Origin of the sequence: Streptomyces sp. GbtcB6 (genome assembly GCF_019091475.1) — a bacterium.
GTDB classification, from domain to species: domain Bacteria; phylum Actinomycetota; class Actinomycetes; order Streptomycetales; family Streptomycetaceae; genus Streptomyces; species Streptomyces hyaluromycini.
Map to the genome: position 1 here is coordinate 1,980 of NZ_JAGXJL010000083.1, position 26,997 is coordinate 28,976.

21 protein-coding genes and 1 pseudogene are annotated in these 26,997 nt (G+C 72.6%); 6 read left to right on the forward strand and 16 right to left on the reverse strand.

The annotated features are described in order from the left end of the window. Nucleotides 1-182: 182 nt before the first annotated feature. The 13 genes from KVT45_RS51195 to KVT45_RS51250 all read right to left on the reverse strand — a co-directional run bounded on the left by KVT45_RS51195 (nucleotide 183) and on the right by KVT45_RS51250 (nucleotide 18,160). Nucleotides 183-1,958 carry a DEAD/DEAH box helicase gene (locus tag KVT45_RS51195; RefSeq protein ID WP_217561313.1) on the reverse strand — a complete coding sequence of 592 codons (1,776 nt, stop codon included), beginning with the start codon at nucleotides 1,956-1,958 and terminating at the stop codon, nucleotides 183-185. A gap of 88 nt (nucleotides 1,959-2,046) precedes the next feature. Further along, the gene (locus KVT45_RS51200; protein ID WP_023544341.1) at nucleotides 2,047-2,250 is read right to left on the reverse strand and encodes a cold-shock protein; all 204 of its coding nucleotides are present in this window, start codon (nucleotides 2,248-2,250) and stop codon (nucleotides 2,047-2,049) included. 140 nt (nucleotides 2,251-2,390) lie between these two features. After that, entirely contained in the window at nucleotides 2,391-3,710 is a 1,320-nt protein-coding gene (locus tag KVT45_RS51205) for an acyltransferase (RefSeq protein WP_217561315.1), read from the reverse strand. Between the two features lie 340 nt (nucleotides 3,711-4,050). After that, complete coding sequence (locus KVT45_RS57260) at nucleotides 4,051-4,968, reverse strand: TauD/TfdA family dioxygenase (RefSeq protein ID WP_254648581.1); 918 nt, start codon at nucleotides 4,966-4,968, stop codon at nucleotides 4,051-4,053. A gap of 68 nt (nucleotides 4,969-5,036) precedes the next feature. Beyond that, nucleotides 5,037-6,629, reverse strand: coding sequence for an AMP-binding protein (locus tag KVT45_RS57265; protein WP_308311129.1), 1,593 nt, complete (start codon nucleotides 6,627-6,629; stop codon nucleotides 5,037-5,039). After that, the gene (locus tag KVT45_RS51215; protein ID WP_217561317.1) at nucleotides 6,616-7,254 is read right to left on the reverse strand and encodes a thermostable hemolysin; all 639 of its coding nucleotides are present in this window, start codon (nucleotides 7,252-7,254) and stop codon (nucleotides 6,616-6,618) included. Before KVT45_RS51215 ends, KVT45_RS57265 begins: the two co-directional genes overlap by 14 nt. Before the next feature lie 50 nt (nucleotides 7,255-7,304). Next, a complete protein-coding gene (locus KVT45_RS51220; protein ID WP_217561319.1) occupies nucleotides 7,305-8,687 on the reverse strand; it encodes an aspartate aminotransferase family protein in 1,383 nt (460 codons plus the stop codon). Beyond that, nucleotides 8,684-9,895, reverse strand: coding sequence for an aminotransferase class III-fold pyridoxal phosphate-dependent enzyme (locus KVT45_RS51225; protein WP_217561321.1), 1,212 nt, complete (start codon nucleotides 9,893-9,895; stop codon nucleotides 8,684-8,686). The genes KVT45_RS51220 and KVT45_RS51225 overlap by 4 nt, the downstream gene beginning before the upstream one ends. Nucleotides 9,896-10,103: 208 nt before the next feature. Next, the gene (locus KVT45_RS51230) at nucleotides 10,104-11,336 is read right to left on the reverse strand and encodes an MFS transporter (RefSeq protein ID WP_217561323.1); all 1,233 of its coding nucleotides are present in this window, start codon (nucleotides 11,334-11,336) and stop codon (nucleotides 10,104-10,106) included. A 229-nt stretch (nucleotides 11,337-11,565) separates the two neighbouring features. Then, nucleotides 11,566-13,164 carry a carboxylesterase/lipase family protein gene (locus tag KVT45_RS51235; protein WP_217561325.1) on the reverse strand — a complete coding sequence of 533 codons (1,599 nt, stop codon included), beginning with the start codon at nucleotides 13,162-13,164 and terminating at the stop codon, nucleotides 11,566-11,568. Between the two features lie 66 nt (nucleotides 13,165-13,230). Then, nucleotides 13,231-16,128: a LuxR family transcriptional regulator gene (locus tag KVT45_RS51240; protein ID WP_217561326.1), complete on the reverse strand. Its 2,898-nt coding sequence runs from the start codon at nucleotides 16,126-16,128 to the stop codon at nucleotides 13,231-13,233. 95 nt (nucleotides 16,129-16,223) lie between these two features. Next, on the reverse strand, nucleotides 16,224-16,937 hold the full coding sequence (locus tag KVT45_RS51245) for a FadR/GntR family transcriptional regulator (protein ID WP_217561328.1): 714 nt from the start codon (nucleotides 16,935-16,937) through the stop codon (nucleotides 16,224-16,226). 221 nt (nucleotides 16,938-17,158) lie between these two features. After that, nucleotides 17,159-18,160, reverse strand: a complete 1,002-nt coding sequence (locus tag KVT45_RS51250; RefSeq protein WP_217561330.1) for a ScbA/BarX family gamma-butyrolactone biosynthesis protein — start codon at nucleotides 18,158-18,160, stop codon at nucleotides 17,159-17,161. Between the two features lie 143 nt (nucleotides 18,161-18,303). Here KVT45_RS51250 and KVT45_RS51255 point away from each other — a divergent pair, with 143 nt between their 5' ends. The 3 genes from KVT45_RS51255 (at nucleotide 18,304) to KVT45_RS51265 (ending at nucleotide 20,625) form a co-directional block, all read left to right on the forward strand. Further along, nucleotides 18,304-18,933 carry a ScbR family autoregulator-binding transcription factor gene (locus KVT45_RS51255; RefSeq protein ID WP_217561332.1) on the forward strand — a complete coding sequence of 210 codons (630 nt, stop codon included), beginning with the start codon at nucleotides 18,304-18,306 and terminating at the stop codon, nucleotides 18,931-18,933. Then, nucleotides 18,930-19,790, forward strand: coding sequence for an NAD(P)H-binding protein (locus tag KVT45_RS51260; RefSeq protein WP_302832682.1), 861 nt, complete (start codon nucleotides 18,930-18,932; stop codon nucleotides 19,788-19,790). Before KVT45_RS51255 ends, KVT45_RS51260 begins: the two co-directional genes overlap by 4 nt. Before the next feature lie 61 nt (nucleotides 19,791-19,851). Beyond that, nucleotides 19,852-20,625, forward strand: coding sequence for a glucose 1-dehydrogenase (locus KVT45_RS51265; RefSeq protein WP_308311130.1), 774 nt, complete (start codon nucleotides 19,852-19,854; stop codon nucleotides 20,623-20,625). A gap of 22 nt (nucleotides 20,626-20,647) precedes the next feature. Here KVT45_RS51265 and KVT45_RS51270 read toward each other — a convergent pair whose 3' ends face one another. Next, complete coding sequence (locus tag KVT45_RS51270; RefSeq protein ID WP_217561336.1) at nucleotides 20,648-21,289, reverse strand: TetR/AcrR family transcriptional regulator; 642 nt, start codon at nucleotides 21,287-21,289, stop codon at nucleotides 20,648-20,650. 220 nt (nucleotides 21,290-21,509) lie between these two features. Between KVT45_RS51270 and KVT45_RS51275 the strand changes: the two genes are divergently transcribed. The 3 genes from KVT45_RS51275 to KVT45_RS51285 all read left to right on the forward strand — a co-directional run bounded on the left by KVT45_RS51275 (nucleotide 21,510) and on the right by KVT45_RS51285 (nucleotide 25,341). After that, the gene (locus KVT45_RS51275; protein ID WP_217561338.1) at nucleotides 21,510-22,322 is read left to right on the forward strand and encodes a BTAD domain-containing putative transcriptional regulator; all 813 of its coding nucleotides are present in this window, start codon (nucleotides 21,510-21,512) and stop codon (nucleotides 22,320-22,322) included. Between the two features lie 120 nt (nucleotides 22,323-22,442). After that, on the forward strand, nucleotides 22,443-23,279 hold the full coding sequence (locus KVT45_RS51280) for a shikimate dehydrogenase (protein WP_217561340.1): 837 nt from the start codon (nucleotides 22,443-22,445) through the stop codon (nucleotides 23,277-23,279). A 130-nt stretch (nucleotides 23,280-23,409) separates the two neighbouring features. Beyond that, nucleotides 23,410-25,341 (forward strand): helix-turn-helix domain-containing protein, encoded by a 1,932-nt coding sequence (locus KVT45_RS51285; RefSeq protein WP_217561342.1) that lies wholly within the window; start codon nucleotides 23,410-23,412, stop codon nucleotides 25,339-25,341. Nucleotides 25,342-25,419: 78 nt separating this feature from the next. Here KVT45_RS51285 and KVT45_RS51290 read toward each other — a convergent pair whose 3' ends face one another. Together KVT45_RS51290 and KVT45_RS51295 are read right to left on the reverse strand one after the other, a co-directional pair. After that, entirely contained in the window at nucleotides 25,420-26,571 is a 1,152-nt protein-coding gene (locus tag KVT45_RS51290) for a transposase (protein WP_254648584.1), read from the reverse strand. A gap of 314 nt (nucleotides 26,572-26,885) precedes the next feature. Next, nucleotides 26,886-26,997: pseudogene (locus KVT45_RS51295) on the reverse strand (chorismate synthase); the annotation flags it as partial.

Here is a 26,997-nt window from a genome sequence, read left to right on the forward strand (position 1 = left end):
CACAGAGCGACAGGGCTACGATGCGCCTTGCCCCCGCCTCCGTCGCCTGCGACGGCTTGGCGCTCGCCGCCCGGCTGACCCCGCCCGCCACGGTGATCGCCCAGGACCCGGTGGCCCTCGCGACCAGCCACGACGGTGCCGCGGTCGGCAGACGGCATGTCGCGGCACTTCCAGCGGAGCGCTCAGGTGGCCGTGGAGCGGCGACCCCCTCGGCGGCCGGAGCTGGTGGCGCTGCCGGCGGCCCCGCCGGACGGCGTGCGTCGCCGGGACCCTCGGTCGTCCTTGCCGGATGTGGTGCCGGTGGTCGTACCGGCCGCGGCTCGGCGGTCGGAACCACGGCCGGATGCGGTGCCGGTGGTGGTACCCGACGCGGTCCGGCGGCCGGAGTCGCGGCCGCTCGACCCGCCCGTGGCCCCGGCGGTTCCCTTACGGCGGGCAGCGCCGCGCCCGTCGGCCGCGGACGTGCCCTCGGCCGCTGCCGCCCCGGCGGCGGTCCTGCGGCCCGAGCCACGGCCGCCCGTCCCGGTGGCAGCGCCTGTCGCCGCTCCGGAGCCGCCGCCGCTGCGGCGGCGCCGGCCGGACCGCCCGCCGCCTTCGGCACCGGCCTTCCGGTCCGGGCGGGAAGCCTTCGGCGCGGCCGGCTGGGGCTGGGCCACCTCGATGACGACGGGCTCACCGGAAGGCTCGCGGGCCCCGGTGATGGTGGCCAGCTCCGCGTCGCTCGACGTGACCCGGGCCGATCGGGGGCGGATGCCCGCGTCCGACATGAGCCGGGTGATGTCCCGCTTCTGCTCGGGCAGGACCAGCGTGACCACGCTGCCGGAGCCGCCGGCACGGGCCGTGCGGCCGCCCCGGTGGAGGTAGTCCTTGTGGTCGGTGGGGGGATCGACGTTCACGACGAGGTCGAGGTCGTCGATGTGTATGCCCCGGGCCGCGACGTTCGTCGCCACGAGGGCGGTGACCTGCCCGTTCTTGAACTGCTCCAGGGTGCGGTTGCGCTGCGGCTGGGAGCGGCCGCCGTGCAGTGCCGCCGCCCGCACACCGACGGCCAGGAGCCGCTTGGCGAGCCGGTCGGCGGACCTCTTGGTGTCGAGGAAGAGGATGACCCGGCCGTCACGGGCCGCGATACGCGTGGTGACGGCCTTCTTGTCGGTCTCGTCCTGGATGTGCAGTACGTGGTGCTCCATGGTGGTGACCGCCCCTGCGGACGGGTCCACGGAGTGCACCACGGGATCGGTCAGGAACCGCTGCACCAGGCGGTCGATGTTGCCGTCGAGGGTGGCCGAGAAGAGCAGGTGCTGTCCGTCGGGCCGTACCTGCTGCAGCAGCTTGGTGATCTGCGGCAGGAAGCCCATGTCGGTCATCTGGTCGGCTTCGTCCAGCACCGTGATGCGCACGTCACCGAGTACGCAGTCCCCGCGTTCCACCAGGTCGTTGAGTCTGCCGGGACTCGCCACGACCACCTCGGCGCCGCGCCGGAGGGTGGCGGCCTGCTTGGTGATCGACAGCCCGCCGACCACGGTGGCCAGCCGGAGGTTCACCGCCGTCGCGTAGGGGGTCAGCGCGTCCGTCACCTGCTGGGCGAGTTCCCGGGTGGGCACCAGCACGAGAGCGAGGGGCGCCCTGGGCTCCGCGCGCAGTCCGGCCGTGCGGGCCAGGAGCGCGAGCCCGAACGCGAGAGTCTTGCCGGAGCCGGTGCGTCCCCGTCCCAGCAGGTCACGGCCGGCCAGCGAGTTGGGCAGCGTGGCGGCCTGGATCGGGAACGGGGTGGTCACACCCTGCGCGGTCAGGGTCTTCAGCAGCGCCGCGGGCATGTCCAGAGCGGCGAAGTCCTCGACGGCGGGAAGTGCGGGTGTCGTGCTCTCCGGCACCCGGAACTCACGCGGTGACGACGCGGACGACGGGGACTGCCGGGGCGGCGAGGTTCGCCGGTTCGGCTTCTGGGGCCTGCGGGGCATGCGGTGCTCTGCCTTCCTGGGAACAGCACAAACCGGGGTCCGCACCTTGACGGTACGGACCCCGGTGAGTGGAATACGCGTCCGGCGATCAGGCGGGGACGATGTTCTCCGCCTGCGGGCCCTTCTGGCCCTGCGTGACGTCGAAGGAGACCCGCTGGCCCTCCTGGAGCTCACGGAAGCCCTGGGTCGCGATGTTCGAGTAGTGGGCGAAGACGTCGGGGCCGCCGCCGTCCTGCTGGATGAAGCCGAAACCCTTTTCGGCGTTGAACCACTTCACGGTTCCCTGTGCCATGACCTTCTCCTTCTGTAGGCAGAGGCCCCATCCGGAGATGCCGGTAAAACAACTAATGCACCTGCAGGAGAAACATTTCCCGTCAGGTGCACATAGGTTCATGGGTACCACAACTGCAACATGACAAGGCTAGCACAGCCTCAGACGCGGTCCGCGGCCCGAGTGGCCTCGGGCTGCTCGGGCCGGGCCGCCGCCGTCCACCGCGGAAGCATCACCAGCGCCGTGCCCAGCAGCACGCCCGCCGCGGGCAGCACGGGGAACCGGCCGCCCGGCGCGAAGCCCTGCACGGCCAGGCGGCCCAGAGCGGCGACGTTCATGGCCAGGCCGAGCCACAGCGGCCAGGCACGGCGCAGACCGGCGTCCGGAACGGTCCGCTCGTACAGCACACCCAGCCCGCGTTCCAGCGGCCTCAGCGCGGATACGACGCAGACCAGCACCGCGCCGAGCACCAGCAGCCACGGGACCCGCAGCCCCCACCACGCCGCGGACCCGAGCGTCGGCTCGGGCGCGAGGCCGGTCAGGTAGAACGCGGCGGCGACGGCCAGCACCGGCAGCATGTGCCACAGATACAGGGTCATGCTGGCCGCGCCGACGGGGCGAACCACGCGCCACAGCCGCTCGCGGTCCAGCAGCCGCCGCAGCGGCGGCGCGGCGAGGAGGCTCAGGCCGACTTGGGCGACCACCCAGGCCAGCATCGCGGCCGACGGCGGATTGGTGTTGCTGGGGCTCTGCCCGGTCACCAGGATCAGGCTGACCGGGAACGGCCCGAGGGCCACGAGTACGGCGAACGCCAGCCCGCCGCCCGCCGCCATCGCGAGCGGCACGAGCCGGCGACCGGTCAGCAGACCGTCCCGCCAGCAGAAACCCAACTGGTAGGCGACACCCCACACGAGTACGTAGTCGAGCAGCCCCACATAGGGAGCGTGCACCGTCACCACGAGCACGTCGACCGCCACGGCGACCGTCCCCATCGCGAGCGGGACGCGCCGCCCCCAGCGCCGGTGTGCCGCGTACAGCGCCGGCGTCAGGGCGCTGAGCAGCAGATACACCGGAAGGAACCAGAACTGCATGGCCATCGCCCAGCCCACCAGCGCCAGCGTGTCCGGGTCCACACCGGCCGCCGAACAGACACCGACGGCGAGAAACACCGCACCGCTGTAGACGGCCACAGGGAGAAGCAGCCGCAGCGCCCGCCGCCCCAGCCATCCCGCGGGCGTGCCCCCGGCCGCCCGGGCGCGCGACCAGGAACCGCCCGCGGCATGGCCCCCGGCCAGGAAGAACAGCGGCATGATCTGGAACGCGAGGGTCAGCCACTGGGTCCAGGGAACAGCCGCCAGCAGCTCCGGGGCGGTGATCTGTCCGCCGGGTTCCCGGACCAGGGCGGTGATCAGCCAGTGGCCGAGCACCACCAGCACGATCGCCCACGCGCGCAGGAAGTCGACGTAGCGGTCTCTCCTCATGGCCGTCATGCTTCCGTGGCCCCGCCGTCATCGGGGCGGGAAGCCCGTGCCGCAATCATTCCGTGCCCGGTACGAAACCCCCCGCAGACCACCGCTGCCGGGGCAGCCCTTGTGCAGTCCTCCCCTTGGGGGTCGCTGGACGGAGGCGAACTGCCTTACCCCGCCCGGTACGCGAACACGCTCCCGGCCGGGAGCGGCTCCCGGTGTGTCTCCCGCGCATCCGGCCCGACCGTGTCCCCGCCCCGCTCGCCCCGCATGTCGATGCCTCCGGCCCCGACCCGACCCGGCCGGGGCCGGAGCCACAGCATTTTCGGTGATCTTCCAGTCGTCCGATGCCCGGTCAGGCGGGCAGCAGACTCCGGTCCAGATCGCTCTGCGCGTTGTAGACGGTGCGGTCGGGGTCGGTGATGGCGCGACGGCCGTGCATGACGCGGGTGTTGTCGATCAGGGCGACATCGCCGTCGGCCCAGTCGAGTTCCTCGGTCAGCCGCTCGGTGACGCTCTCCACCTCATCAAGGACGCGGGCAGGGATGTCCCGGCCGTCGGCGAGGGTGATGCGCGGCTTCTCGTAGTGGTTCGAGGGACCGAGGACGCTGTTGGCGAAGGCCAGTCGGGTGCCGAACAGCGTCTCGTGCACCGCGGGGACACGGTACGCGTAGTGGATCGCGCCGTCCTCCAGCGGTTCGATGGCCGTCTCGCCCGGGCCGCCGGCCAGGTTCCGCAGCTGTTCGACCGTCACCGAGGAGGAGTCGGAGGTGCCGAGGTGGAAGGCCGCGAAGGCCTTCCACCGGGCCTCCTCGACCCGTCGGCTGTAGACGATGTCGTGCTCCTGGAAGAGCGCCCGGGCCTCGTCGCTCAGCGCCTCCCAGACCCGGTAGCCGTCGCACACCGTCGTCTGCGAGCCCGACGAGGCGGCCTTTTCGCAGAAGAACCAGGTCAGGGTGGGTGCGAAGGGGCTGTTGCCGTTCTCCAGGTGGAGGCCGACCGAGTCGTAGCCGGCGTCCACCAACTGTGCCGTGGAGCCGCCGTGGAACGAGCGGGCCGGATCGAGGGTGACCCGTTCGGAGTGGGCCCCGACGAACGCGGAGAACTGCGAGAGGTCCGGGTCCAGGCCGCGCAGCAGCAGGAAACCCGCGTCGCGCAGCACCCGGACGACCTGCTCGGGTGCGAGGCTCTTCAAGGTCGTGCCTGTGGTCGCCGGTTCGACGAGCCGCGCGGTGCCCGAGCCGTACGGGGTGAGGCGTGCCTGGTCGATCATGGTTTCTCCTCCGGGTGTGGATCGCGGGCGCGGTCGGATGCGCGGTGCCGTCCCTGGTGCGCGGGACGTCACGCGAAGCGGCCCGCTGTTATGGCCGCCCGCACGGCGGAGCGGCGCGGGCGGCCGGTGACGGTGAAGAACTCGGTGTGCAGGCTCTCGTCCGCAGGCACCACATGGGCCACCTCGACCCGCTCCACCTGCGAGAGCCTTGCCAGGCCCAGCGCGTCGAGATCGGCCCGCACCGCCTCGGGCCGGGCCGACGGATCGACGAGGAAAAGTCCGTGCAGGGCGGGCAGCCCGTCGCCGACCACCGCGACGGCCAGGACAGCGGGGTGGGAGCGGTACTGGGCCTCCACCCACTCGGGCGCCACGTTGCGACCCGCCGAGGTGATGATGACGCTCTTCTTGCGCCCCTTGATCCAGACGAAGCCGTCCTCGACGGCAGCCAGGTCGCCGGTGTGGAGCCAGCCCTCCTCGTCCACCTGGCAGCCCGAGGGGTCGTCCCCGCCCTTGTAGCCGGCGAACAACGACGCGCTCCTGACCAGCAGTTCGCCGTCGGGCGCGATCTTCACGCGGACATGGCGCAGCGGGCGGCCGACGCTGCCGATCCTTCGGGCCGCGGGGGTGTTCCAGCTGACCACCGAGCTGTTCTCGCTCAGGCCGTAGCCCTCGTGGACGAGGATGCCGTGGCCGTCGAGCGCGCGCAGTGTGTCGGCGTCGACCGGTGCCCCGCCGCAGCACACCAGCGGGGCTTCGGAGCTTCCGAAGAGGTCGGCCACCGGGTCGTCGCCCGCAGTGCCCACCTCCTCGGCCCGTGACGCCATGGCCTCGGCCAGCGCGGGGGCGACGACGAGCGCGCTCGCCCGGGCCGCCCGCACATGCGGCAGCACGGCCCGCGGGGCGAACGAGGAGGTCCCCACCAGCGGTACCTCCGGCGGCAGCAGGACGACGGTGCCGGCGTCGCAGACCACCAGATAGACGGCCGTGACCTGCTCGATGAGCAGACTGAAGGGCACCAGCGAGAGGTAGCGCCGGAACGCGTCGGCCGGCATCGCCGCGCGCAGCGAGCCGATCAGCTCCTCCAGCGCACCGCGCCGGATGCACACCCCCTTGGGCCGGGAGGTGGTTCCGGAGGTGTGGATGATCTTGCAGAGGTGCTCGGCGGCCTCGGCGCCGGAGAAGAGGGGGGCCGGGAGCGTGCCCACCGTCGGCCGGTCGGCGTCGAGCGCCCGCAGCGGCACCCCGGGCGGCAGGACCTTGTCGGCTCCCCACTCCGCGAGCCGTCGCGCGCCGCTCTCGTCGACGAGGCAGATGTCGATGTCCTCGAGCATGGACGCCGCCTGCTCGGCCGTGAACGCGAGCGGCACAGGCACCTCGACGGCGTCCGCGCCGAGTACCGCGAAGTCGGCCACCAGGAACTCCGGCCCGTTGGCCGTCACCAGGCCGACCTGGAGCTGGCCGGGGTCGGTGGGGTCGCCCGGCTCGCGGGGCGCGCGCTTGCGGACCGGGTGCTCGCGCAGGGTCTGTGCCAGCGCCGCGGCGGCGCCCACGATGTGCCGGTAGGAATACGAACGGGCCACCGAGCCGTCTGGGGCGAGCACCTCGACGAGCGGGCGTTCGTCCTCGCTCAGGGCCGTGAGGCTCTGCTCAAGCGTGCGCACCGGAGACCTCCTGGGATGTGCCGACGAGGGTCTGCACCGCGAGTTCGACGAAGGTGTAGCGCCCGGTCAGGCTGTTGACCAGCGGCCCGATGCTGTCCAGCGGCACCACGCCCGTGGTCGGCGCTCGGTCGTAGTACGAGCCCCAGCGGGCTCTGGCCGCTTCGTCCATCCAGTCGGGATCCGCCTGGCGCAGCGGCATGAAGGGAACGCCTGCGCGGGTCATGGCCTGCTCCACCCGGTCCGTGACGGTGGCCAGGATGAAACGTTTTCCCTGGCACCATGCGATCACCGGCATCACCCGGATCAGCTCGCTGCCCGCGCCCCCGCCTCCGGCCAGCGGCCCCACCTCCACGACTTCGCCGCGCTCCGGCACGGTCCCCGCCACCGGCGCCAGGGCCCGCTCGACAGGCCGGCCGAGGTAGTTCTCCGAGAAGAAGCCGTCCGGCCCCGGCCCGCTCAGGCCGGCACAGGCGACGATCGGAGTCCGCGGTGACTCACGTACCGTCACGAAGCGGTCGGGGCTGGGCGTCGTGATCGCGCCGTAGGTCCTGCGATAACTGTCCTGGGCGAAGCTCCGGGCCTCGTACCACTCGACCGTGCCGGTCTCCGCGATGGCTATGTCCATGTCCTCCCCTTTGTTTGCAGGTGGTCGGTCCGCAGGCGCTGTTCACAGGGTCACCAGTTCACTTCGAGGCCGGAGTGCATCAGCTTGAGGACGAGGGCCGGAGGCAGCCGGTACTGGCGGCGCAGCAGCCAGGTGATGCGCCGCATGAGCCACGCCGGTCGCCGGTCGAGCCAGTCGAGCGATGCGTCCAGCGCGTCCAGGGCGCGCTCTATCTCGGCCGCGGAGACGGTCAGCGGCGGATAGAACCTGAGCACGGGCTGGGCCATCTGCTCGTTGAGCGAGTGGCCGAGGTGGACGCCGCGCGCGGCCATCTGCATGGAGATCAGGTTCTCCACCGAGGGGTTGCGGGTGCGCAGACCGGTCATCAGGCCGATACCGGGGGCGTCGACGAGGTGCCGGGGGTGCTTGCGCGCGGCCCGGCGCAGGCCTTCACGCAGCGCCCGGCCGACGGTCTCGGCCCGCTCGGGCAGGTTCTGGTCGCGCACCACGCGGATCGTGGCGGCGGCCGCCGCCATGGACAGGGCCGAGCCCGAGGTGCCGTCCAGCACACCGGGGTACCACTGCGGGGACCGCCGGGCCTCGGACAGAACCTCCTCGCTCATGGCGACCACCGCGACCGGGACGAAGCCGCCGGTCAGCGCCTTGGACAGCAGCATGATGTCGGGGACGACACCTGAGTGTTCGACGGCGAACATCCGGCCGGTGCGGCCGAAGCCGGTCTGGATCTCGTCGGCGACCAGCAGCGTGCCGGTCTCCCGGCAGGCTTTGGCCACCGCCGGCATGAAGTCCGCGGGCGGCACCCTCAGATAGGCGCCGCCGAGCACCGGTTCGACGAAGACGGCGGCCACGTCCCGGTTCGAGACGGCCCTGTGCACGGCCCGGGCGTCCCCGGGCGGCACGATCACCAGATCACGGTCGGCGGAGACGAAGTCCTCCCGGTGCTCGTGCTGGCCGAGCACGGTGAGGGCGCCGAGCGTCTTGCCGTGGTAGCCGCCCGCGACGATGACCACCTTGCGCCGCTTCGGCCGGGCCAGGTAGGCGGCACGCAGGGCGATCTCGGAGATCTCGGCGCCGGAGCAGCCCAGTGCGAAGCGGTCCAGGCCGGGCGGCAGGATCTCGGCGAGCAGTTCGAACAACTCGGCCGTCGCGGGGTGCGCGGTCCCCGGGATCAGCGACGGCGCCGTGTCCAGCACGTCCAGGACGGCCGCGCGGACGGCGTCGTTCTGGTGGCCGACGAGGAAGACGCCGTAGCTGCCGGCGAAGTCCAGGGCCCGCGAGCCGTCCTCGGCGAACACCTCGGTGCCGCGGGCGTGCGACTCCAGCGGTCGGTCGGTGGCGGCCAGCATCAGCGCGGCGGTGGGATTCCAGTGGCGGCCCAGCGTGGTGAGGACCTGCTGGCGGTCGAGGGCGGACACCGACGCGGTGGCGTTCACTGTCCGGCCTCCCGGGTGTCGAGTGCCTTCAGCGACTCGGCGAGCCGCTGCAGGATCTGGTCGGTGTCCTCACGTCCGGCGGTGAGGGGCGGGGTCAGCGCGACCACGTCGGCGACCGGGTCGCGCACCAGCACCTCGCGCTCGGCGAGGGCACCGGCCAGCCGGCCCGCCGCCGCGGCGTCGCGCGTACGCACCCACAGCAGGGAGCCGTCCGCATGCAGTTCCCGGCAGGCCCCGCCCAGGCCGGTCAGCTCCTCGCGCAGCCGGAGCGCCGCGTGCTCGAACTCCCGCTGCCGCGCGGCCAGATCGTCGGCGTCGACGGCGTCGAGGACCGCGCTCACGGCGGCGGCGGACAGCGGGTTGGCGCCGAAGGTGGAGCCGTGCAGGCTGGGATTGCGTCGGCCGTAGACCCGCTGGTAGGCGCTCGCCGTCAGCACGGCCACGCCCACGGGCACGGCGTCGGCCCCCAACGTGTCGCCGAGGACCAACGCGTCCGGGAAGATCCCCAGCGCGCCGGTGCCGAGACCGCGGCCGAGGCGTGCCGGGGCGGTGTGCCGCTCGTCGAGGACGAGCAGGGTGTCCGTGCGGTGGCAGCGGTCCCGCAGCGCCACCCACCACTCCAGCGGCAGCCTGCCGAGCGGACGGCCGGGAGCCGCGGGGGCCAGCACGACCGCCGCGACCGATTCGTCGACCTGCTCCAGCAGTTCCTCCGGCGCCTGGGCGGACACCGTGCGCGGCCGGAACGGCGCCCCGGGCAGCAGGGCGTGCCCTCGGCCGAGGGCCTGGCCGTGGCTGAGGGCGCCGAAGTCCTCGCCGCGGATGCCGAGGACGTACGGGCGACGGGGGTGGGTGCCCTTGGCCAGCTTGAGCGTCGAGTCGAGGGCCTCGTCCCCGCTGTTGCAGAGATACGAGACGGACAGCGGGCCCGGGCAGAACTCCGCGAGCGCCGCCACCGCCCCCGCGAGCGGCCGGCTGACCAGGATCCTGCTGGAGAGCGCCACGCGGCGGGCCTGGTCGGCGATGGCGGCCTCGACCCGGGGATGGGACCCGAATCCACCGCTTGCGGCGTCCAGCAGCACTCTGCCGTCCCTGGCCTCGACCCGGGCGCCGTGCCGGCGGTGCACCACCGGCGTGCGCGGGCCGGCGGGCGCGCCGTCGTGGATGAGATGGCGGTGGACGACGGAGACGGGATCGGCCGGTGCGGTCACCTCGGGTGCAGGTGGATCTGGTGCTTTCATCTTCTCTTTCCCATCGGACGAGTACCAGGCGGATGCCGGGCAGCACGAATCCCCTGGCCGGGACGGCGTGGCGCACGGCTGGACGGAGGACGGTCGAAGAGTGCGAGGAAGCGAAGGCGCGGGTCCGGACGTACGGAAAGGCGGGGGCGGGGCGGCCGGGCCGGTGACGGCGTGAGCGTCACATCTGCTGGGACAGGGTCGCGTCGCGGCCCGCCCCCAGCCCGATCACGGCCATGAGCACACAGAGCGCCACCAGAACCGCGAGGGGCAGGTTCCAGCCGCCGGAGAGCTGGTGCAGCGCGCCGACGCCGAACGGCCCGGCGGCGGCCATCGTGTAGCCGACGCCCTGCGACATGCTCGACAGTCCGGCGGCGGTGTCGGCGTCGCTGGCCCGCAGCCCGATGAGGGTCAGCGCCAGGCTGAACGCCGCGCCGCCGATGATGCCGAGGACCACTGCCCACAGCCAGATCGTCCACATCGGGGCGACGACGACCCCGACGAGGCCGACCGCGGTGCCCAGCGAGACGACGACGCAGAAGCCGCGCTGGCCCCGGCCGCCCCGGTCCGCGAAGAAGGGCACGACCATGGAACCGGCGGCCTGCAGGAAGGTGATCGCCGACATCATGTAGCCCGCAGCGGCCTCGCTCATCCCGCGGCTGACGCAGATCGCCGGCAGCCAGCCGAAGATGACGTAGGCGAGCAGCGCCTCCAGACCGACGAACGCGGTGACCAGCCAGGCCAGCCGGTTGCGCAGCAGGGGACCGATGGGCGTCCGCGCATCCGCCTGCGTTCCCACGCGGCGCAGACCGAACGGCAGCCAGGCGAGGACACCCACGAGCACCGGCACGGCGAGCAGACCCAGGGAGCCGCGCCAGTCGGTGTCCACGACGCTCTGCAGCGGGATCACGGCACCGGCCGCGGCGGCACCGCCGAACGTGAGGGCCATGGTGTAGGTGGCCATCATCAGCGGCACGCGGTCGGGGAACTCCCGCTTGATCAGACTGGGCAGGACCACGTTGGCGACGGCGATCGCGCCACCGGTGACCACCGTACCCACGTACAGCAGGGCTGCCGGGTCGAGCAGCCGCAGCAGGATGCCGCCGAGCAGGACGGGCAGAGTGCCGAGCAGGACCCGGTCCTCACCGAACCGGTGACGGAGTGCGGGCCCCAGCCCGGCGAAGACTCCCAGGCACAGCACCGGCAGCATGGTCAGCAGCCCGGCTCCGGTGCCGGAGAGCGCGAGGTCCTTCTCGATCTGGGGCAGCAGCGGTCCCAGGCTGGTGATCGCCGGCCGCAGATTGACGGAGACGAGGATGATCCCGGCGATCAGACCGGCTCTGCGGGTGGTCTGCTGCCCGGTCGACGGGAGAGCGGTCGCGATGCCAGGGGCGGAACTGGAGTGCTGAGTCACCGGATTTCTTTCCTTCCCCCACACGGCGAGGGCGTGATCAGGGTTGAATCCCTGCCGATTCCTTGTCGGCTCAACAATCCTGGCGGGGTACCGGAATCTCTCCATCCCGTGAATACGTGTACGGGCTCGGCATCCCGTGAACACGTGACGGCGCCGCGCCCCCCGGGTACGGCGACGGGGCCCGCCCCCTTGCGGAGAGGCCGGCCCCGCACGATACGCCTGCGCCGGTTCACCGCACCGGTGAACCCCACACCGCCTCCCGGCCCGGTTCGAGCAGCGACCGCGGCGACCCGCCGTCGGACCCGCCACCGATCAGCCTGACCGAGGGACGGACCTGGCCATGCAACTGCCAGGCGCCGTCCGGGGTTCCGGTCCGTACGAAGGCCCCCCAGAGCCGCCGGACCTCGGTGCGCAGCGCGGCCGAGTCCGCCGGGTCGGTGTCCGCGAACACCGGGGCGCGACGCGCCTCAGGGCGGCCGAGCAGGAACGGGATCTCCAGGCAGTGACAGGCCCGCAGGGCCGCGTACCGGCCGGGAAGCTGCCAGTCGAAGCGGAACAGCCGGACGGCGGCGCCGCGCTCGTGCGCGAGGTCGCCGAACCGCTGGGTGGGCGCGGTGAAGAACGCGTCCGTCTTCAGCTCCTCGAACACGGTCGGCCACGCCGGGCGGTCCGCCGGACCCGCGGTGTAGCACCGCAGCGCTTCCCCGGCCCGGCCGCCGAACTGTGCGGCGAACTCGGCTGCGACCTCCGCGCGTGTCATCCCGCCGAGCGAGGTGTCCATCCCGTACCACAGGGCGCACTCGTGCCGCGTGGTCCCGGCCAGCACGTCCAGCCCGTCCAGCGGCGGCGCGGAGGCGAGCGCGCCCAGCAGGTCGGGGGCTACGACGGTGCCGTCGGCGACGAGCTGGAACGGCGGCCGGACGTCACCGCGTGCCCGGGGGCCGGCGAGCACCTGCCGCTGGGCGTGCAGGATCCGCTCCCCGGGCACCGCCCGCAGGTCCGCTCTCCCGTCGGCCCCCAACGCCGCCAGGAAGGTGTCGGCGACGCCGGCTGCCTCGGCGCGCGAGAGCGGAGGCATGCCCAGCGGGGCGCTGTGCAGGGCGGCACGCCGGAACAGCGGGCGGACCTGGGGCAGCGCCAGCATCGCCGCGAGCGCCTGACCGCCGGCCGACTGACCGGTCACCGTGACCCGGTCCGGGTCGCCGCCGAAGGCCCGGATCTCGCGCTTGACCCAGCGCAGCGCCATGATCTGGTCGAGCAGGCCCGCGTTGGTGACATGGCCGGAATCCCCCCGCGCCCGGAACCTCAGGGAGGTGCCCTCCCCCTCGATCACGGCCGGCTCCGCCCAGGAGGGGGAGAGGAAACCCAGGGCTCCCAGACGGTAGTTGACCAGGACGACGACGATCTCCTCCTGTGCCGCCAGTTCGGCACCGTCGTAGCGGGGCAGGTCGGCGCCGCCGGTGAGGAAACTGCCGCCCGGCAGCCAGACGAGCACGGGAAACGGCCCGTGGCCGGTGCCGGGCGCCCATATGTTCATCGTCAGACAGGCTTCCGTCTGCTCCCGGTCGGCCGGGTCACCCATCAAGGTCCCGACGGGCGAGGGCAGTTGCAGGGGTACCGTGCCGGCCGGGCGGTCGGCGCGCAGCGGCGCGGACCAGCCGGGGTGCGGGCGGGGCGGGCCGAACCGGTCCGGGCCCACGGGCGGCGCGGCGTACGGCACACCGCGGAAGGCGGACACGCCGGGCTCCGGTCCCTCCCGTCTGCCGATCACCGGTCCGCCGGACACTTCCGCCTCGATGGTCGTCGGTCCGGCATCAGCGGCGTACATGAACCCTCTTCTCCGTGTCCGTGGGGGATGTCGCAGGGGGCGGATCTGCCGTGAGACGCGCGGGACTCACTTCGAGCTGTGCGCCGGGACCGGGTCGGCGGAGCCGTGCGCCAGCACATAGCGCGCCAGCTCGATCCGGCGCGACACGCCCAGCTTGGCGAAGGCCCTGCGCAGGTGGGAGTCGACGGTGTGGGCCGAGACGGCGAGCCGCTGGGCGGTCTCCCGGTTCGTCAGGCCCTCCGCCACCAGCCGCACCACGCGGATCTCCGACGGTGTGAGGCTCTTCCAGTCGCCACCGGTGTGCGGTGTGTTCTCGGCGGCGGGCCGTCCCGGTGGTGTCCGGGTGCCCTCGGCCGCGCCGGAGAGTTCGCGCATGATCCGCCCCTGTGCGGACCGCAGCCGGCGGCGGACGCGTTCGGCCCCGAGCCCCGCGCCGCTCGCCACGTAGATGCGGTGGGCCTCCTGCAGGATCTCCGTGGCCCGCAGGAGATCGCCCTGGGCGTGCGTGACGGCGGCCGCGTCCTCCAGGGCGGAGGCGAGCGCGAGCGGGTGCGATCCGGTGCGCAGGACCCGTACGGCGCGGTGCAGCGGGGCGGCGAGGGAGCCGTACAGCCCGTGGGCGTGCAGCGCGACAGCGGCCAGGGACGGGATGCCGGGGTTCAGCCGGGCCAGATGACGGGCCACGGCGACCGCCTCCGCGGCCTGTTCGTCGGCGCCGGCGCCGCGCGCGATGCGGACCATGTGGGGCACGATCATCGGGTCGGCGGTGAGGAACCACAGGTAGCGACGGGGAGCGGACCACACCTTCGCCAGCTGCCGCATCGCCGCCCGCGGGTCGCCCGCCGCGTCGAGGTGCAGCGCGGTGACGAACGCGCAGACGGTCTCGGTCAGCCCCGGCAGAGCGGCCTGGGGGTGCGCCGACAGCGCCGCGACGTGCCCGGCGGCCGCCTCCAGGTCGCCCCGGACCGTCGTGACCAGAGCGAGCACCGCGAGCAGGACCCTGCGGGCCGCGGGATCCGCGAGCCGGTCGCAGGCCTCCAGACCGGAGTGTGCCGCACGCGCCGCGTCCTCCAGCCGACCCGAGTGCCACAGCTGGAGCGACTTGGCGAGATGCCACCGTGGTGCCGTCCACACGTCCGTGGCGTGCGCGTCGCGGCACCAGGCCTGCAGGGCCTCGGCGGCCTCCAGCGGGCGGCCGGCCAGGCACAGCGCGAGCGACAGCCACAACGAGCCCCAGCCGAAGCTGCGTTCGGCGCCGGCCGGCCCGTGCGCCATGGCCTCGTCGGCCAGCCGAATCGACTCGGCGATGTCGCCGGTGTGCCGGGCGCACAGGCTCAGCACGACCGTGCCCAGGGCGACCGAGGCCCGGTCTCCGGTGCGCTCCGCCACGGACACCGCGGCCCGGCTCAGCGCGGCGGCCCGGTCGGCGTCCGCCGCGGAGTGCGCCAACAGGCACCGGGCCTCCAGCAGCATGAGCCATGCCCGGTAGCCGGCCGGCGGACGGGTGGCCTTCCGGGCCCGCCGCAGGTGGCGCAGGGCAAGCCGGGTACCGCCCAGTCGCAGCAGCACCTCCAGGAGTTCGGCGAACGCCTCGGCCTCGGCCTCGGTCTCCCACCCCGCCGCGGTCAGCGCGGCATCGAGCAGATGACCGGCACGGGCGGTCTGCCCGGCGGCGAGGAACAGCCGCACCGCCGTGACGACGGGGGCGGCCGAGAGCGGTTCGTACAGTCGCAGGCGGTCCAGCAGGAGGCCGGAGAGCTCCTCCCGCTGCCGCGGTGGTACGGCCTGCTCGGCGCGCTCCAGCAGGGTCAGCCGGGTCACGCCCTCGTCCAGGTCCTCCTCCGCCCCGGCCAGGACGAGATGGCCGAGGGTCTCCGTGCAGGGGCGCTCCTCGGACACACACAGGCGCGCCGCCTCCGAGTGCAGCGCCCGCCGCACGGGGCCGAGGAGACTGCCGTAGACCGCCAGATGGACCAGGAGCGAGCGGTACCGGAAGGCGGCGCCGTCGTCCTCCAGCAGACCGGCCGCCACGGCCTCCTGGGCAGCCGGCGCCAGTTCCATGGTGGAACGGCCGGTCAGGGTCGCGACCTGGCGCAGCGAGAACTGCCGGCCCAGGACCGCCCCGACCTGCAGCAGGTCACGGGTGGGCTGGGAGAGAGCGGAGACGACGGGCGCCGTCGCCCTGCCGAGGCCGGCCGGCAGATGTCTGCCCAGCACCCGCACCTCGCCGTCCTCGCTGCGCACGCGCCCTTCCGCGCGCAGCAGGTGGGCCAGGCAGCCGATGAGGTAGGGGCTGCCGCCCGCGGCGCTGGTCAGCCGGCGCACGTCCCCGGGCCGGGCGCCGAGCAGCCGGGCGCCCAGCTCCGCGGAGGCCTCCTCGTCGACCGAGGGAAGCCGGACGACCTCGGCGTGCGAGGTCAGGAGCCGGTCGAGGCCGTCGCCCGCGGGCCGTGCGACGGGGAAGTCGGCGTAGGCCGCCAGCCACAGGACCGGCAGTTCGGTGAGCCGGGGCAGCAGTGTCTCCAGGGCGGCGACGGTCAGTTCGTCCGCCCAGTGCAGGTCGTCCAGGACGATGACGATGGGGGAGTGGGCCGCCCGTTGCTCGACGAGTCGGCAGAGCCGCTCGGTGAGCCGTCCCCAGTGGGTGGGCCGGTCGGCGAGCGCGGCCAGTGACTCCGCCTCGACAGCGTCGACGACGGGATGCGGTCCGGCGCTCAGCACGGCGAGCAGCGGGGCCATGGCCGAGTGCTGGTCCAGCCGCGCCACCCGGGCGCTCACCACAGTAAGGCCGTACCGCTCGGCCTCCTCGGCCGCGGCGCGCAGCAGGAGGGACTTGCCGGACCCGAACTGACCGTGGAAGACCAGGAAGGCGCCCCGGCCGGCCTCTGTCGCCTCGAACGCGGCGCGCAGCAGGGCCAGTTCGCGGTCGCGTCCGACGAGACGCTGGTGTCCGGACCGTGGCATGGGGCGCCTTCTCCCTGTCTGACGGCCTTCGTGGGAAGGCTGGACCGACCCGAGGGTGAACCGGGGGACCACCGGGGCGGCCGGCGGCAGGACGGTTACGGCGCTCGGCTCTGTGCGGCGTTCCGGACCGCCAGGAGCCCCTCGAGGGCGTGCAGACTCGTCCGTACGACATGGCGTGCCGCGGTCGCCGCGGCCTCGGAGTCCTGTTCCTCGATCGCCTTGACCAGTGCCTCGTGCGCCTCGATGCCGCACTCCAGATGGGTGTCCTCGCCGCCGAACAGGGTGAGGCTCTCCTGCAGCCGCTTGACGAAGAAGCGGTAGCACTCGGTGAGCGTCTCGTTGCGGGCCGCCTGGACGACGGCGAGATGCAGTGCGGCGTCCCGTCTGCCGAACTCGGCGGGCTCCTGGTCCGCGGCTTCGCGCCGGGCCTCGAGCAACTCCCACAGCCGGACCATGTCCTCGGGCGTGCGGCGCTGGGCCGCCGAGTGGGCGGCCTGTACGTCGAAGCAGAGCTGTACCTCGAACACGTCGCGGACGTCGGCGAGTTCGATGCTCTTGAGCATCGGCGCCGGGTCGGACACCGAGCGGACGAAGATGCCCTTGCCGCGTTGTGACCTCAGCATGCCCGTGTGGACCAGGGCACTGACCGCTTCCCGCACGGTGGGCCGGCTGACGCCGAGCGTGGCCGCCAGCTCCGTCTCGCTGGGCAGGCGCGATCCGATGGGCCAGGCACCTGCGGCCAACTCGCCGTGCAGCACGGCGATGACCTCATGGGTCGTCGACGGGCGGCTTATCGGGCGCAGAGCCATGGGCGATTCCTTGGTTGTCTGACAACTGACGTCAGGCTAGTCAACGTCCTGTGTGCCCACAAGTCCGCGCGGATTCGGATGACTTGACGCGGAGCCCGGACCGAGGACCGCCGCTGCGGGTGCGCAACGAGCCGAAGCCCCGGAGCACCGGGGGCGACGGATGGGTCGCCCCCGGTCCTCCAGGGCGTCTGTGACAGGCGGGGGCCTGCCCCCCGGGTGTCCTACGGGGCAGGGCAGACGGCCGGTGCGCAGCCCGCCTGTGTCCGGCCGCCGGGCGCCATGGCCGTGTCCGCGGGCCTGAGGGTGACCGCCCGGGACTCGAAGGACACGGTCGCGGCGAAGGCCTCGGCACCGTTCTGGGTGCCGGTCACCAGGAGCTGTGAACGGCCCAGCCCGTCCGGCTCCTTCGGCGCGACGTCGATCCAGCAGGGCGCGTCGAACTCGACGTAGCGCAGGAAGGTGGAGTCGAGGGCGGTGGGCCGCGGGTGTCCCGGTGCCGAGGCGTGCACCGCCTGGACCACGGCTTCGAGCAGGACCATGCCCGGTATGTGATCGTGCGGGTGGTCGAACAGCACGGTGTTGGAGACGTCCGTGCGCAGTTGGTAGTGGTGCGGCTTGGAGGTGGGCGCGATGACGACGTCCCCGGCGTCGGTGCGGTCCACCGACGGCGGGGTGACGGGCGGTGCCGGCGGCAGTGCGGCGGCGAAGGCCCGCTGCGCGTCGGCGTACTCCTTGCGCAGCCGGTCGTAGATGGCGGGTGGATGAGTGACGTACTTGATCTCGGCGGACCCGAGTGGTTCCCCGCCGCAGGTCGCCTCGATACGGGCGGTCAGCCGAGCCGAGCCGAGCCGGCGTCGCAGGGTGATGTCGCCGTGCGTGACCCGCAGTTCGACCTCGGCGGGTGCGGTGCGCTCCCGGAAGGCCGCCGGGGCGAAGGCGTAGCGGGCGTACTCCCATCCGTGGCGGTGGTCGAGGGGTATCTCCTGGGTCGTGTGGGACAGCACCGCGAGTGCCTGACGGACGCTCTCGACGAAGAGGAGCGGGCTGGTGGCGCCGCTGCGCAGCGTATAAAAGGAATGGGAACGCGGCCAGTCGAGGGTGACGGCATGGACGTGCGGGGACTCCTCGTGCCAGTGGCGGACGAAGATCTCGCCGGGCCTCGACTTGTGTGCGTAGCGCTGCAGTTCGATGGTGGGTAAAACGGTGTGCGGGTGGCTGGGCATGTGCGTCCTCCCCCTTGGGACGTCGGCGGGCGGAGGGGTGTACAGCGCAAACGGGTAACGGAATCGGTCCGTTGTTCGGGCTGGGCCCCAGGTGAAAAAATAAAGGTTGTACTTTTCTTTGTCGAGGGATGGGTGAGGTTGCCATGACAGGCCGAGTGATCAGACAGGAGCGGGCGGTGCGGACCCGGGCGACGCTGCTGCGCGCCGCCGCCGAGGTGTTCGCCGAGTCCGGGTACGAGGGAGCGAACGTGTCGGCCATCGCGCACCGGGCCGGTCTCACGCTGGGCGCCCTGTACTTCCACTTCCGCAACAAGGGTGATCTCGCTCGCGAGATCGTCCTCGCCCAGCCGGAGCTCGTGGTGCCGCCGCACCCTTCCGAAGGCCTGCAGCACGCCGTGGACGTCACCCTCACCTGGGCGCACCAGCTGCTCGACGACCCGGTGCTGCTCGCCGGGGCGCGGCTGGTGATGGAGCAGGAGTACTTCGTCGAGCCCGCGGAGAACTCCCACCAGCAGTGGACACGCGTCGTGTCCGAGGATCTGCACGAGGCGCAGCGGCGGCGCCAGCTGCGGGCGGGAGTCGACGTGGAGGCGCTGGCCCGGCTGGTGGTCAACGCGTGCACGGGTGCGCAGATGCACTCCCACCTGGAGTCCAGGCGCCGGGACCTGCCGGACCGGGTGGAGGAGATGTGGCGATGTCTGCTCCCGGCGATGGCCGTGCCGAGCGCGGTCAAGTGTCTCGAGTTCGGCGAGTCCCGTGCGAGGAAAGCATGAGTGACCTGCCGCTGGTCGTGGTGACCGGTGCCACGGGCGCCGTGGGACGGCATGTCGCCTCCCAGCTGGCGGGGCGGGCGCGGATCCGGCTGCTCGTGCGGGACGCCGGCAAGGCCCGCGCGCTCGGGCTCACCGCGGAGGCCGTGGTCGCCGACTACGCCGACCGTCCGCCGCTGCGGGAGGCCATGGCGGGGGCCGACGCCGTCTTCGTCGTGACCGCGAACCCGCTGCGCCCGGAACACGACGAGAATCTCCTGGCCGCCGCGCGCTCGGCGGGAGTGCGGCACGCGGTGAAGATCTCCTGGCTCGCCGTCGCGGACCCTGCCGCGGACGACCTCATCGCCCGGTGGAACCGGCAGAGCGAGCAGGTGCTGCACGCCTCGGGGCTGGACTGGACGGTGCTCCGCCTGCGCAGCCCCATGTCGAACACGCTGGCCTGGGCGCCCGCGATCCGCCGGGAGGGCGTGGTGCGCGCGCTGGGCGGCGACGCTCGGACCGCCTGTGTGGACCCGCGTGACGTGGCGGCCGTGGCGGTGCGGGCGCTGACCGAACCGGGGCACGGCGGCAGGACCTACGCGCTGACCGGGCCGGAGCCGCTGTCGCCCCGGGAGCAGACCCGGGTACTTTCCGAGGTGCTGGAACGACCGCTGCGCTTCGTCGAACTGACGGTGGATCAGGCGCTGGAAGGGTGGCGCGGAAAGCTTCCGGAGCCGGTGGCGCGCGCCTTGGCGGAGGCCGCCGCGCGCCGCGGAGCCGGGGATGCCGTACGGCCGGAGGACTCCCTGACGGCCGTCACCGGCCGCGCGGCGGGGACGTTCGCCGACTGGGCCGCGGACCATGCGACGCACTTCCGCTGAGGCGCCGTGGGGTTCTTGTGTTCGGAACACAACAAGATCGGCAACGCCGGAGGGGAACAGCGTGGTGGACTCTGGGAGCGGACTGCTCCAGGGCAAGGTCGTCATGGTCACCGGAGCTTCCAGCGGCATCGGGGCGGCGGCGGCCCGGCTGTTCGCGGCCGAGGGGGCGGCGGTGACCGTCATGGCCCGCCGCGAGGACAAGCTGCGCGAGCTGGCCGAGGGCATGGCAGCCGTCGGCGGGAAGGTCCTGGTGACGGCGGGGGACGTGACGTCGCCGGCAGACGTGGAGCGGGCGGTGACCGCGGCGGTCACCGCGTACGGCCGCCTGGACGCGGCTTTCAACAACGCGGGTTGGGGGAGCATCGGCACCCCTCTGCACGAGACGGACGACTCCGTCTTCGAGCAGATCATGGACGTGAACGTGCGGGGCGTGTGGAACTGCCTCAAGCGGCAGCTTCCGGTGATGGTCCGGCAGGGATCCGGGGCGATCGTCAACACCTGCAGTACGGCGGGGGCGTTCGCGACGGGGGCCATAGCTCCCTACGTGGCGGCCAAGCATGCGGTACTCGGCCTGACCAGGGCCGCGGCCGCCGAGTACGGCGCGCACGGGGTACGGGTCAACGCGCTGATGGCGGGCAGCACCCGAACCGAGCTGATGGAGACGGAGATGGAGCGGATTCCCGGGCTGGAGCAGGCCGCTGTCGCCCGGGCCATCCAGCGCCGGCTCGGCGACCCGGACGAGGTGGCCCGGGCGGCGCTCTGGCTCTGCAGCGACCAGGCTTCCTTCGTCACGGGGGCGGCAATGCCCGTGGACGGGGGATGCAGCGCCGTGTGAGCCGTCCTGGCGCGGGCGCCGGTCAGGTTCTGAGGGCGCGGGCGGGGAGGGGTGTGGGCTCGTCGATGTCGCCGCCGCACCCCTTCGGCGCCGCCTGAGGCAGGACCTGCCGCCAGATGCGGGCCAGCAGGGCGGAGGTGCGGTGCTCGCTGTCGGGGCAGCTGCGGTGGGGGAGGGTCGCTTCCATCCCGCAGACCAGGTGTACGGCCAGGGCGGTGAGCGCCGCCGCGTCCGTTTCCGGACAGGACTCCGAGTCGGCCGTCGCGCGCAGGCGCCGGCGGATCAGCGGGGCCCACGCGCCCCGCCAGCTGTGCCGCGTGTCGGCCGCCTCGCGGTCCAGCCGTGCGGCGGCCCGTACCGACGCGTCCCGCTCGAGGAGCTCCACGAGCCCGAGGGTGAGGGACACGACGCACTCGACCGGAGGCTCCCGGCGTGCGGTCACACGGGCCACGAGGGCACGGGTGGCGGCGATGCCCTGTTCCCTGACGGCCGTCGACAACTCCTGTTTCGAGGCGAAGTGGAAGGTCAGCGCCCCCAGTGAAATGTCCGCGGCCCGAGCGATCCCGGCGAGCGACGCGCCCGCGTATCCGCGGCGGTCGAACTCTCCCGCAGCCGCCGTCAGCAAGGCGTGACGCGTGCGACTGGCCCTCTCCTGCTTCATCATCGACCTTCCTCGGAGCTGCACCGGCGGCGTTGCAGCTGGTGACGACCGCCCCGCGAGCGTAGCCCCCGTCCGAGAGTACCCAGCGGCCGACAGAAAACAAAAAAATAACTATGTTACTCTTTCTTGAATTGCCAACGATCGGACCAGAGTTGACATGCGTGTCTCGTGATGCGGCGTGCGAACGGCGCGGAGCAAGGCTCGACTGGGGGAGGGGGACGACATGGACCTGAGCGTGCTCGGGGGGCTGGCGGTGTACGAGGGGGGAGCGCCGATCTCTCCGTCAGCGGCGCCGACCAGGCAGGTGCTCGCGCTGCTGGCGGCCTTCGCCGATCAGGTGGTGCCGACGTGTGCCGTCGCCGAGGAGCTGTGGCCCCACGGGGCGCCTCCGCACTCCGAACACGTACTGGAGTCCCATGTCCGCCAGTTGCGTGCCGTCATCGGCGCGGCGCTGCGGGCGGAGGGCGGCGAGCGGTCGGCCGAGGACGTGCTGGCCTGGGTGCCCGGTGGATACCGGTTGGACACCGCCGGCGGCTCCAGCGACGCCGGCGCATTCGAGCGGACGGCCGGAGCGGGCTACCGCGCGATGGAGGCGGGAGACCTGGACCTGGCGAGCAGGCGGTTGCGTGAGGCGCTCGACCTGTGGACCGGCGCCCCGTTCATGGGGGTCACGCAAGGACCGCACCTGCGTGCTCAGGCGGCGCTTCTCGCCTGCTCCTGGCAACGGGCGGTGGACCGCTGGATCGACGCGGACCTCAGGCTCGGGCGCTGGCGCGAACTGTCCACGGGCCTCGCGCAGGTGCTCACCCGATTCCGCTCACCGGCTCCCCTGTACGCCCAGTTGAAGGCGGATCTGGATCACAGGGGCCAGGACCTCGAGGTGATCAAGCGGTATCTGCGGCAGCGCCGCAGCCTGTCGGCGCGCATGCCGCACCGCGTCGTGGTGGGGCGGGAGGGGGCGCGGGCGGCGATCGGCAGTGACCGTCCGCTCGGCCTCGCGGCCGCGCACGGGACCTCGCTGCTGCAGGCGATCTGACGGACTGACGGCCGACCTGACGAGCTGTCCGCGGGGTGCTGGCGGGAGCGGCCGGGGCGCACCAGCATGTGTCGCGGTTGTGTGCCTTCGACAAGAAGCGCCCAGAAGGGACCGGAGTTGATGATCCGTCAGAAGGCCGCGGTCGTCGGATCCCCGATCGCGCACTCGCTCTCCCCCGTACTGCATCGCGTCGCCTACCGCGAACTGGGCCTGGACGGCTGGACGTACGAGAGCCACGAGGTCGACGAGCACGGCTTGAAAGCCTTCCTGGACGGCATGGACAGCAGCTGGGCGGGGCTGTCGCTGACCATGCCGCTGAAGCGTGCCGTGCTGCCGCTGCTCGACTCCGTCACCGGGATCGCGCGGTCCGTGCGCTCGGTCAACACCGTCTTCGTCACGGCCGCGGGCCGAAAGGCGGGAATCAACACCGACATCCCCGGCATGACCGCGGCACTGCGCGAGCGGGGCATCGACCATGTCGAGCGGGCGGCGGTCCTGGGTGGCGGAGCGACCGCCGCCTCCGCCCTGGCCGCGCTGGCGCGCATGGGGACGCGGGAGGTCGTCGCCCACGTGCGCAGCGCGGCGCGAGCCGAGGAGATGCGGCAGTGGGGCGGGCGGCTGGGACTCGACGTGCGCACTGCCCCATGGAGCCGCGCGGCGCATGCGCTGAGCGCGCCCCTTGTGGTCTCGACCACTCCGGCCGGTGCCACCGACGCCCTGGCGGACGCCGTACCGGACAGGCCGGGCGTGCTGTTCGAGGTCCTCTACGACCCGTGGCCCACGCGGCTCGCACACGGCTGGCAGTCCCGCGGCGGCGAGCTCGTGGGCGGCCTCGACCTGCTGGTGCATCAGGCGGCGCTCCAGGTGGAGGTGATGACGGGACGGTCCCCGGCACCGCTGTCCGCCATGCGGGCCGCGGCCGAGCATGCCCTCGCCGTCCGCACAGCACGAAGTTGACATTTCCTGCCATATCCGCCCTGTCCCGTCCGGTATGGCGGGGTACCGTCCGCGCCTCCCTAAGCGCTTGACTGCCCGATCTTGCTCTGTCTAGGTTCAGTAAAGCCGCACAGCCGACGGGGGGCAGGGCATGGAAGACGAAGCAGACATACATCGCCTCGACTTACTCACCGTGCTCAGACTCCTCGCCGAAGAGGCGCCGGTGGAGAGCTACGAGGAACTTCTGCTGAGGGCCGGCCAGGAGTGTTCCGAAGCCGAGCGGCTCCGTCTCGAGCAGGCGGTCCGGCTGGCCTACGTCATCCACGCCTCCCAGGGGAGGCGCCGGCAGCGTGAGGACGGGCTCGCCGAACTCGTCGACACGGCACGTGACATGACCCAGCCGCACGACCTGGGCGAGCTCCTGCACGTCATCACCCGGCGCGTCAAACGGATCATCAGCGCTGACGTCGCGTGCATCTGCCTGCGGGAGGAGGACGGCACGCTGAGCCTGCGCGCCGCCGAAGGGGCGACCACGGCCATCGCCCCGGAGATGCGTCTGCAAGGCGGTCCGGGGCACCAGGCCATTGCCATGGGGGCCCCGCTGTGGACGGCCGACTACCTGCGCGACACCAGCCTGGAGCACAGCCCGGACGCCGACGACTTCATCCGCGCGGAGGGCATCAAGTCGCTGCTCGCCGTGCCCCTCATCCACGGTGACAGCGCCTTGGGCGTCCTCCTGTGCGCCGTCCGCAGCGTGCGGCGCGTCACCCCGGACGAGATCGGCCTGGTCTGCTCGCTGGCCGCGCTCGGCGCCGTGGCGATCGAACGCGCGGAGCGGCTCCAGGACGCACGCAGCGAGGTGAGCGAACTCGAACTGGACGGCTTCCACGCCCGCACGAGCCTGGCCAGGCTGGAACAGCTCGAGGACGCTCACGGCCGCATGATGAGCCTGCTGCTGTCCGGAGCCGATCTCGACACCGTGGCACAGGCCGCCGCCGACGCGCTGGACAGCGTGCTGCAACTGCGTGATCCCGCGGGCCGGATCATGGCGGCCACCGCCGACCTGTCGGACCTGGACGACGAGGCGGTGGCCAAGACGTCCTGGGAGGCCCATGCCCAACGCGCCCCGGCGGCTCATGGCGAGGGAACCTGGGTGGTGCCCGTGCTGGCCGGTGCCGAGAACCTCGGGTTCCTCGTACTGCGGCCCACCACCGCGCTGGTAGGAGTGGATCAGCAGCTGCTGCGCCTGGCCATCCAGGCCATCGCGCTCCAACTGCTCCTGCAACGCGGTACGGCCGTGACCCAGGCGCCCGTCCACGACACCCTTTTCGACGAACTGCTCGCCCTGCCGTCACGCGGGTCGCAGCAGGCTCGCTACCTCGAACAACGCCTGAGCGGCATCGGCCTGGACCTGGCACAGCCGCATGTCCTGCTGGCGATACGCCCCGAGGGCAGGGGATACGGCCGGGCGATCGTGTGGGCCTCTTCCTACGCCCATGGGCGGGCCGGTCTCAAGACGGTCCAGGACGGCTGCATCATGCTGCTGCTGCCCGGGACGGGCGCGTCGGAGGTCGCCCGCTCCGTGGGTGGTGAACTGACGGCGCTGCTGGGCCATCCGGTGACTATGGGCGCGGCCGGGCCGGGGCGGGTCCCCGGTGACGTGGGCCGGCTGCACACCGAGGCGGTGCGTTGCCTGGAAGCCCTGACCACGCTCGATGCCGCCGGAAGCACCGCGGCCCTGGAGGACCTCGGTTTCATGGGGCTGCTGCTGTCCGAGACCCACGACGTGACCGGCTTCATCGACACCGTCATCGGGCCGGTGCTGGGCTACGACCACGAGAACGCCACCGATCTCACCGAGACGCTGGAGGCGTACTTCGCCACCGGTGCCAGCCCCAGCAAGGCCGCCGAGACGCTCCACGTCCACCCCAACACCGTCTCGCGGCGCCTGGAGCGCATCACCGCGCTGCTGGGCGCGCGGTGGCAGCAGCCCGGCCGGGTGCTGGACGTTCAACTGGCCCTGAGGATGCACCGGATGAGGACGGTCCTGCACCTCGGCTCCCCGGGCGCCGCCCGCTCCTGAGCCGTCGGTCCCGGATCCGTCCCCGCCGGAGGTGACGGACCGCGCCCCGGGTCCGGCGGCCCCGTCGTTGCCCGGGCCTCACTCCGGGACTCCCAGGGCGATCGCCGTGTGCGCCACGGAGGCCAGCGTCATGTGCCGGTGCCAGCCGCGGAAGGAGCGTCCTACGAAGTCGCGCAGTCCGGCCCGGTCGCCGATGCGCGCGAAGTCCTCCTCCACCCGGCCGTCCAACTTGGCGATGCGCAGCAGCGACGCGACCGGCAGCCGCGCCATGCCCGTGACCCACAGGGCGGAGGGAGGCTGCGCAGGATCGGCCCACTCGCCCATCAGGAGCAGTTGCCGAGGCCGGCCTCCGAGGGGACCCGGCAGCACGACCGGGACGGCCGCGGCCAGGGTCGTGCGGGTGGCGTTCTGATGGGCCGCGTCGCGCCAGGAGACCGGCGCCCGCATGCCCTTGACCAGTTCGAGTATCCGCTGGGCGGGCAGCGAGCCGGCCCGGTGGCCGGGCAGCGCCGGGTCCGCGGCGGTCACGCGGCATGACGGACTGATCCGGGCGAGGAAGGGCACGCCGCTCCCGGTCAGCCGGTTGGCGGCGGCGGAGATGCCGCCGCGCCGCAGGTCGAGCAGGACCGGCCGGCGCGGGATGCTCCACTCCTGTGCCATCTGCACGGCGGCGGACACGGCGCACTCCTCCGCGCTCTCGGTACCGGCCCTTTCGGGCACTTCGGCCTGCTCGCGTCGCTCGGGATCGTTGATCCAGGGTTCGGGAAGCACCATCCGCCAGTTGACGGGGGCGCTCAGCTCGGGAGAGGCGAGCCACACGCCGAGTGCCTGCTGGCCGCGGAAGACCTGGCCGAGATGGGGCGCGAACTGCTGGTCGACGCCGACCGAGTGCTTGCCCGCCTTGGGTATGTGTATCGGCCGTACCACCCACGCCTGCGGCGCCGCGGTGTGTTCGAGGTAGCCGGCCAGGGCGATGCGCAGCGGGCGCCAGTCCCAGGCGGAGCTTGAGATGAAGTGGTGCAGGCTCTGCTCCACGGCTGCTCCGCCCAGCTGGGCGGCGATGTTGCGGATGGACTTGCGGCCCGGGGTGGTCAGCAGGCCGCGCAGGTACTGCTCCGCCCGCAGCCGGCGGTCCCGTCGGCTCAGCAGGGAGAACAGGACGGTGCACAGTTCGGCGACGACGTCGTCCGGCACGTCGGCGGCGGGTACCGAGCCATGCTGACGAGGCATTGCCAGAGTGTCGGCGGAGTTGTCGGGCCTGAGGATCAGTGTGTTCACGATGCTCCAACCGTGGTGGTGCGGCACTGTTGGGTTGCCTGTTCACCATGGCTGGCATCAGCCCGATCCCACGAGGTGCTCAGGTCACCTCAATGTGCGTGCTGCTGCAGGGACGGTCACATGTGTGTGGTGTACATGAACCGCGGGGGAACATGTCAGTTGACGCATCCTGTACGGCGCAATGCGCTGTTGATGCGGGGTGTGCCGGGGCAACCGCCAACCAAGGGCCGGTGTGGGGCGCGACCCCACACCGGCCCGTACCGGTCTCATCGGATCCTGAGACTGCCCAGGTAGGAACGCCCGTTGCGGCGGGTCTCGGGGACCGAGTCGCCGCCGAACTTCTCCGCGACCGCGTCCGCCAGCACCAGGGCCACCATC

Coding starts and splice junctions, on each gene's coding strand:
- KVT45_RS51255 (WP_217561332.1), top strand. CDS start 18,304: ATGACAGGCCGAGTGATCAGACAGGAGCGGGCGGTGCGGACCCGGGCG.
- KVT45_RS51245 (WP_217561328.1), bottom strand. CDS start 16,937: ATGGCTCTGCGCCCGATAAGCCGCCCGTCGACGACCCATGAGGTCATC.
- KVT45_RS51200 (WP_023544341.1), bottom strand. CDS start 2,250: ATGGCACAGGGAACCGTGAAGTGGTTCAACGCCGAAAAGGGTTTCGGC.
- KVT45_RS51285 (WP_217561342.1), top strand. CDS start 23,410: ATGGAAGACGAAGCAGACATACATCGCCTCGACTTACTCACCGTGCTC.
- KVT45_RS51290 (WP_254648584.1), bottom strand. CDS start 26,571: ATGCCTCGTCAGCATGGCTCGGTACCCGCCGCCGACGTGCCGGACGAC.
- KVT45_RS51275 (WP_217561338.1), top strand. CDS start 21,510: ATGGACCTGAGCGTGCTCGGGGGGCTGGCGGTGTACGAGGGGGGAGCG.
- KVT45_RS57260 (WP_254648581.1), bottom strand. CDS start 4,968: ATGATCGACCAGGCACGCCTCACCCCGTACGGCTCGGGCACCGCGCGG.
- KVT45_RS51215 (WP_217561317.1), bottom strand. CDS start 7,254: ATGGACATAGCCATCGCGGAGACCGGCACGGTCGAGTGGTACGAGGCC.
- KVT45_RS51280 (WP_217561340.1), top strand. CDS start 22,443: ATGATCCGTCAGAAGGCCGCGGTCGTCGGATCCCCGATCGCGCACTCG.
- KVT45_RS51270 (WP_217561336.1), bottom strand. CDS start 21,289: ATGATGAAGCAGGAGAGGGCCAGTCGCACGCGTCACGCCTTGCTGACG.
- KVT45_RS51260 (WP_302832682.1), top strand. CDS start 18,930: ATGAGTGACCTGCCGCTGGTCGTGGTGACCGGTGCCACGGGCGCCGTG.
- KVT45_RS51250 (WP_217561330.1), bottom strand. CDS start 18,160: ATGCCCAGCCACCCGCACACCGTTTTACCCACCATCGAACTGCAGCGC.
- KVT45_RS51240 (WP_217561326.1), bottom strand. CDS start 16,128: ATGCCACGGTCCGGACACCAGCGTCTCGTCGGACGCGACCGCGAACTG.
- KVT45_RS51205 (WP_217561315.1), bottom strand. CDS start 3,710: ATGAGGAGAGACCGCTACGTCGACTTCCTGCGCGCGTGGGCGATCGTG.
- KVT45_RS51235 (WP_217561325.1), bottom strand. CDS start 13,164: ATGTACGCCGCTGATGCCGGACCGACGACCATCGAGGCGGAAGTGTCC.
- KVT45_RS51195 (WP_217561313.1), bottom strand. CDS start 1,958: ATGCCCCGCAGGCCCCAGAAGCCGAACCGGCGAACCTCGCCGCCCCGG.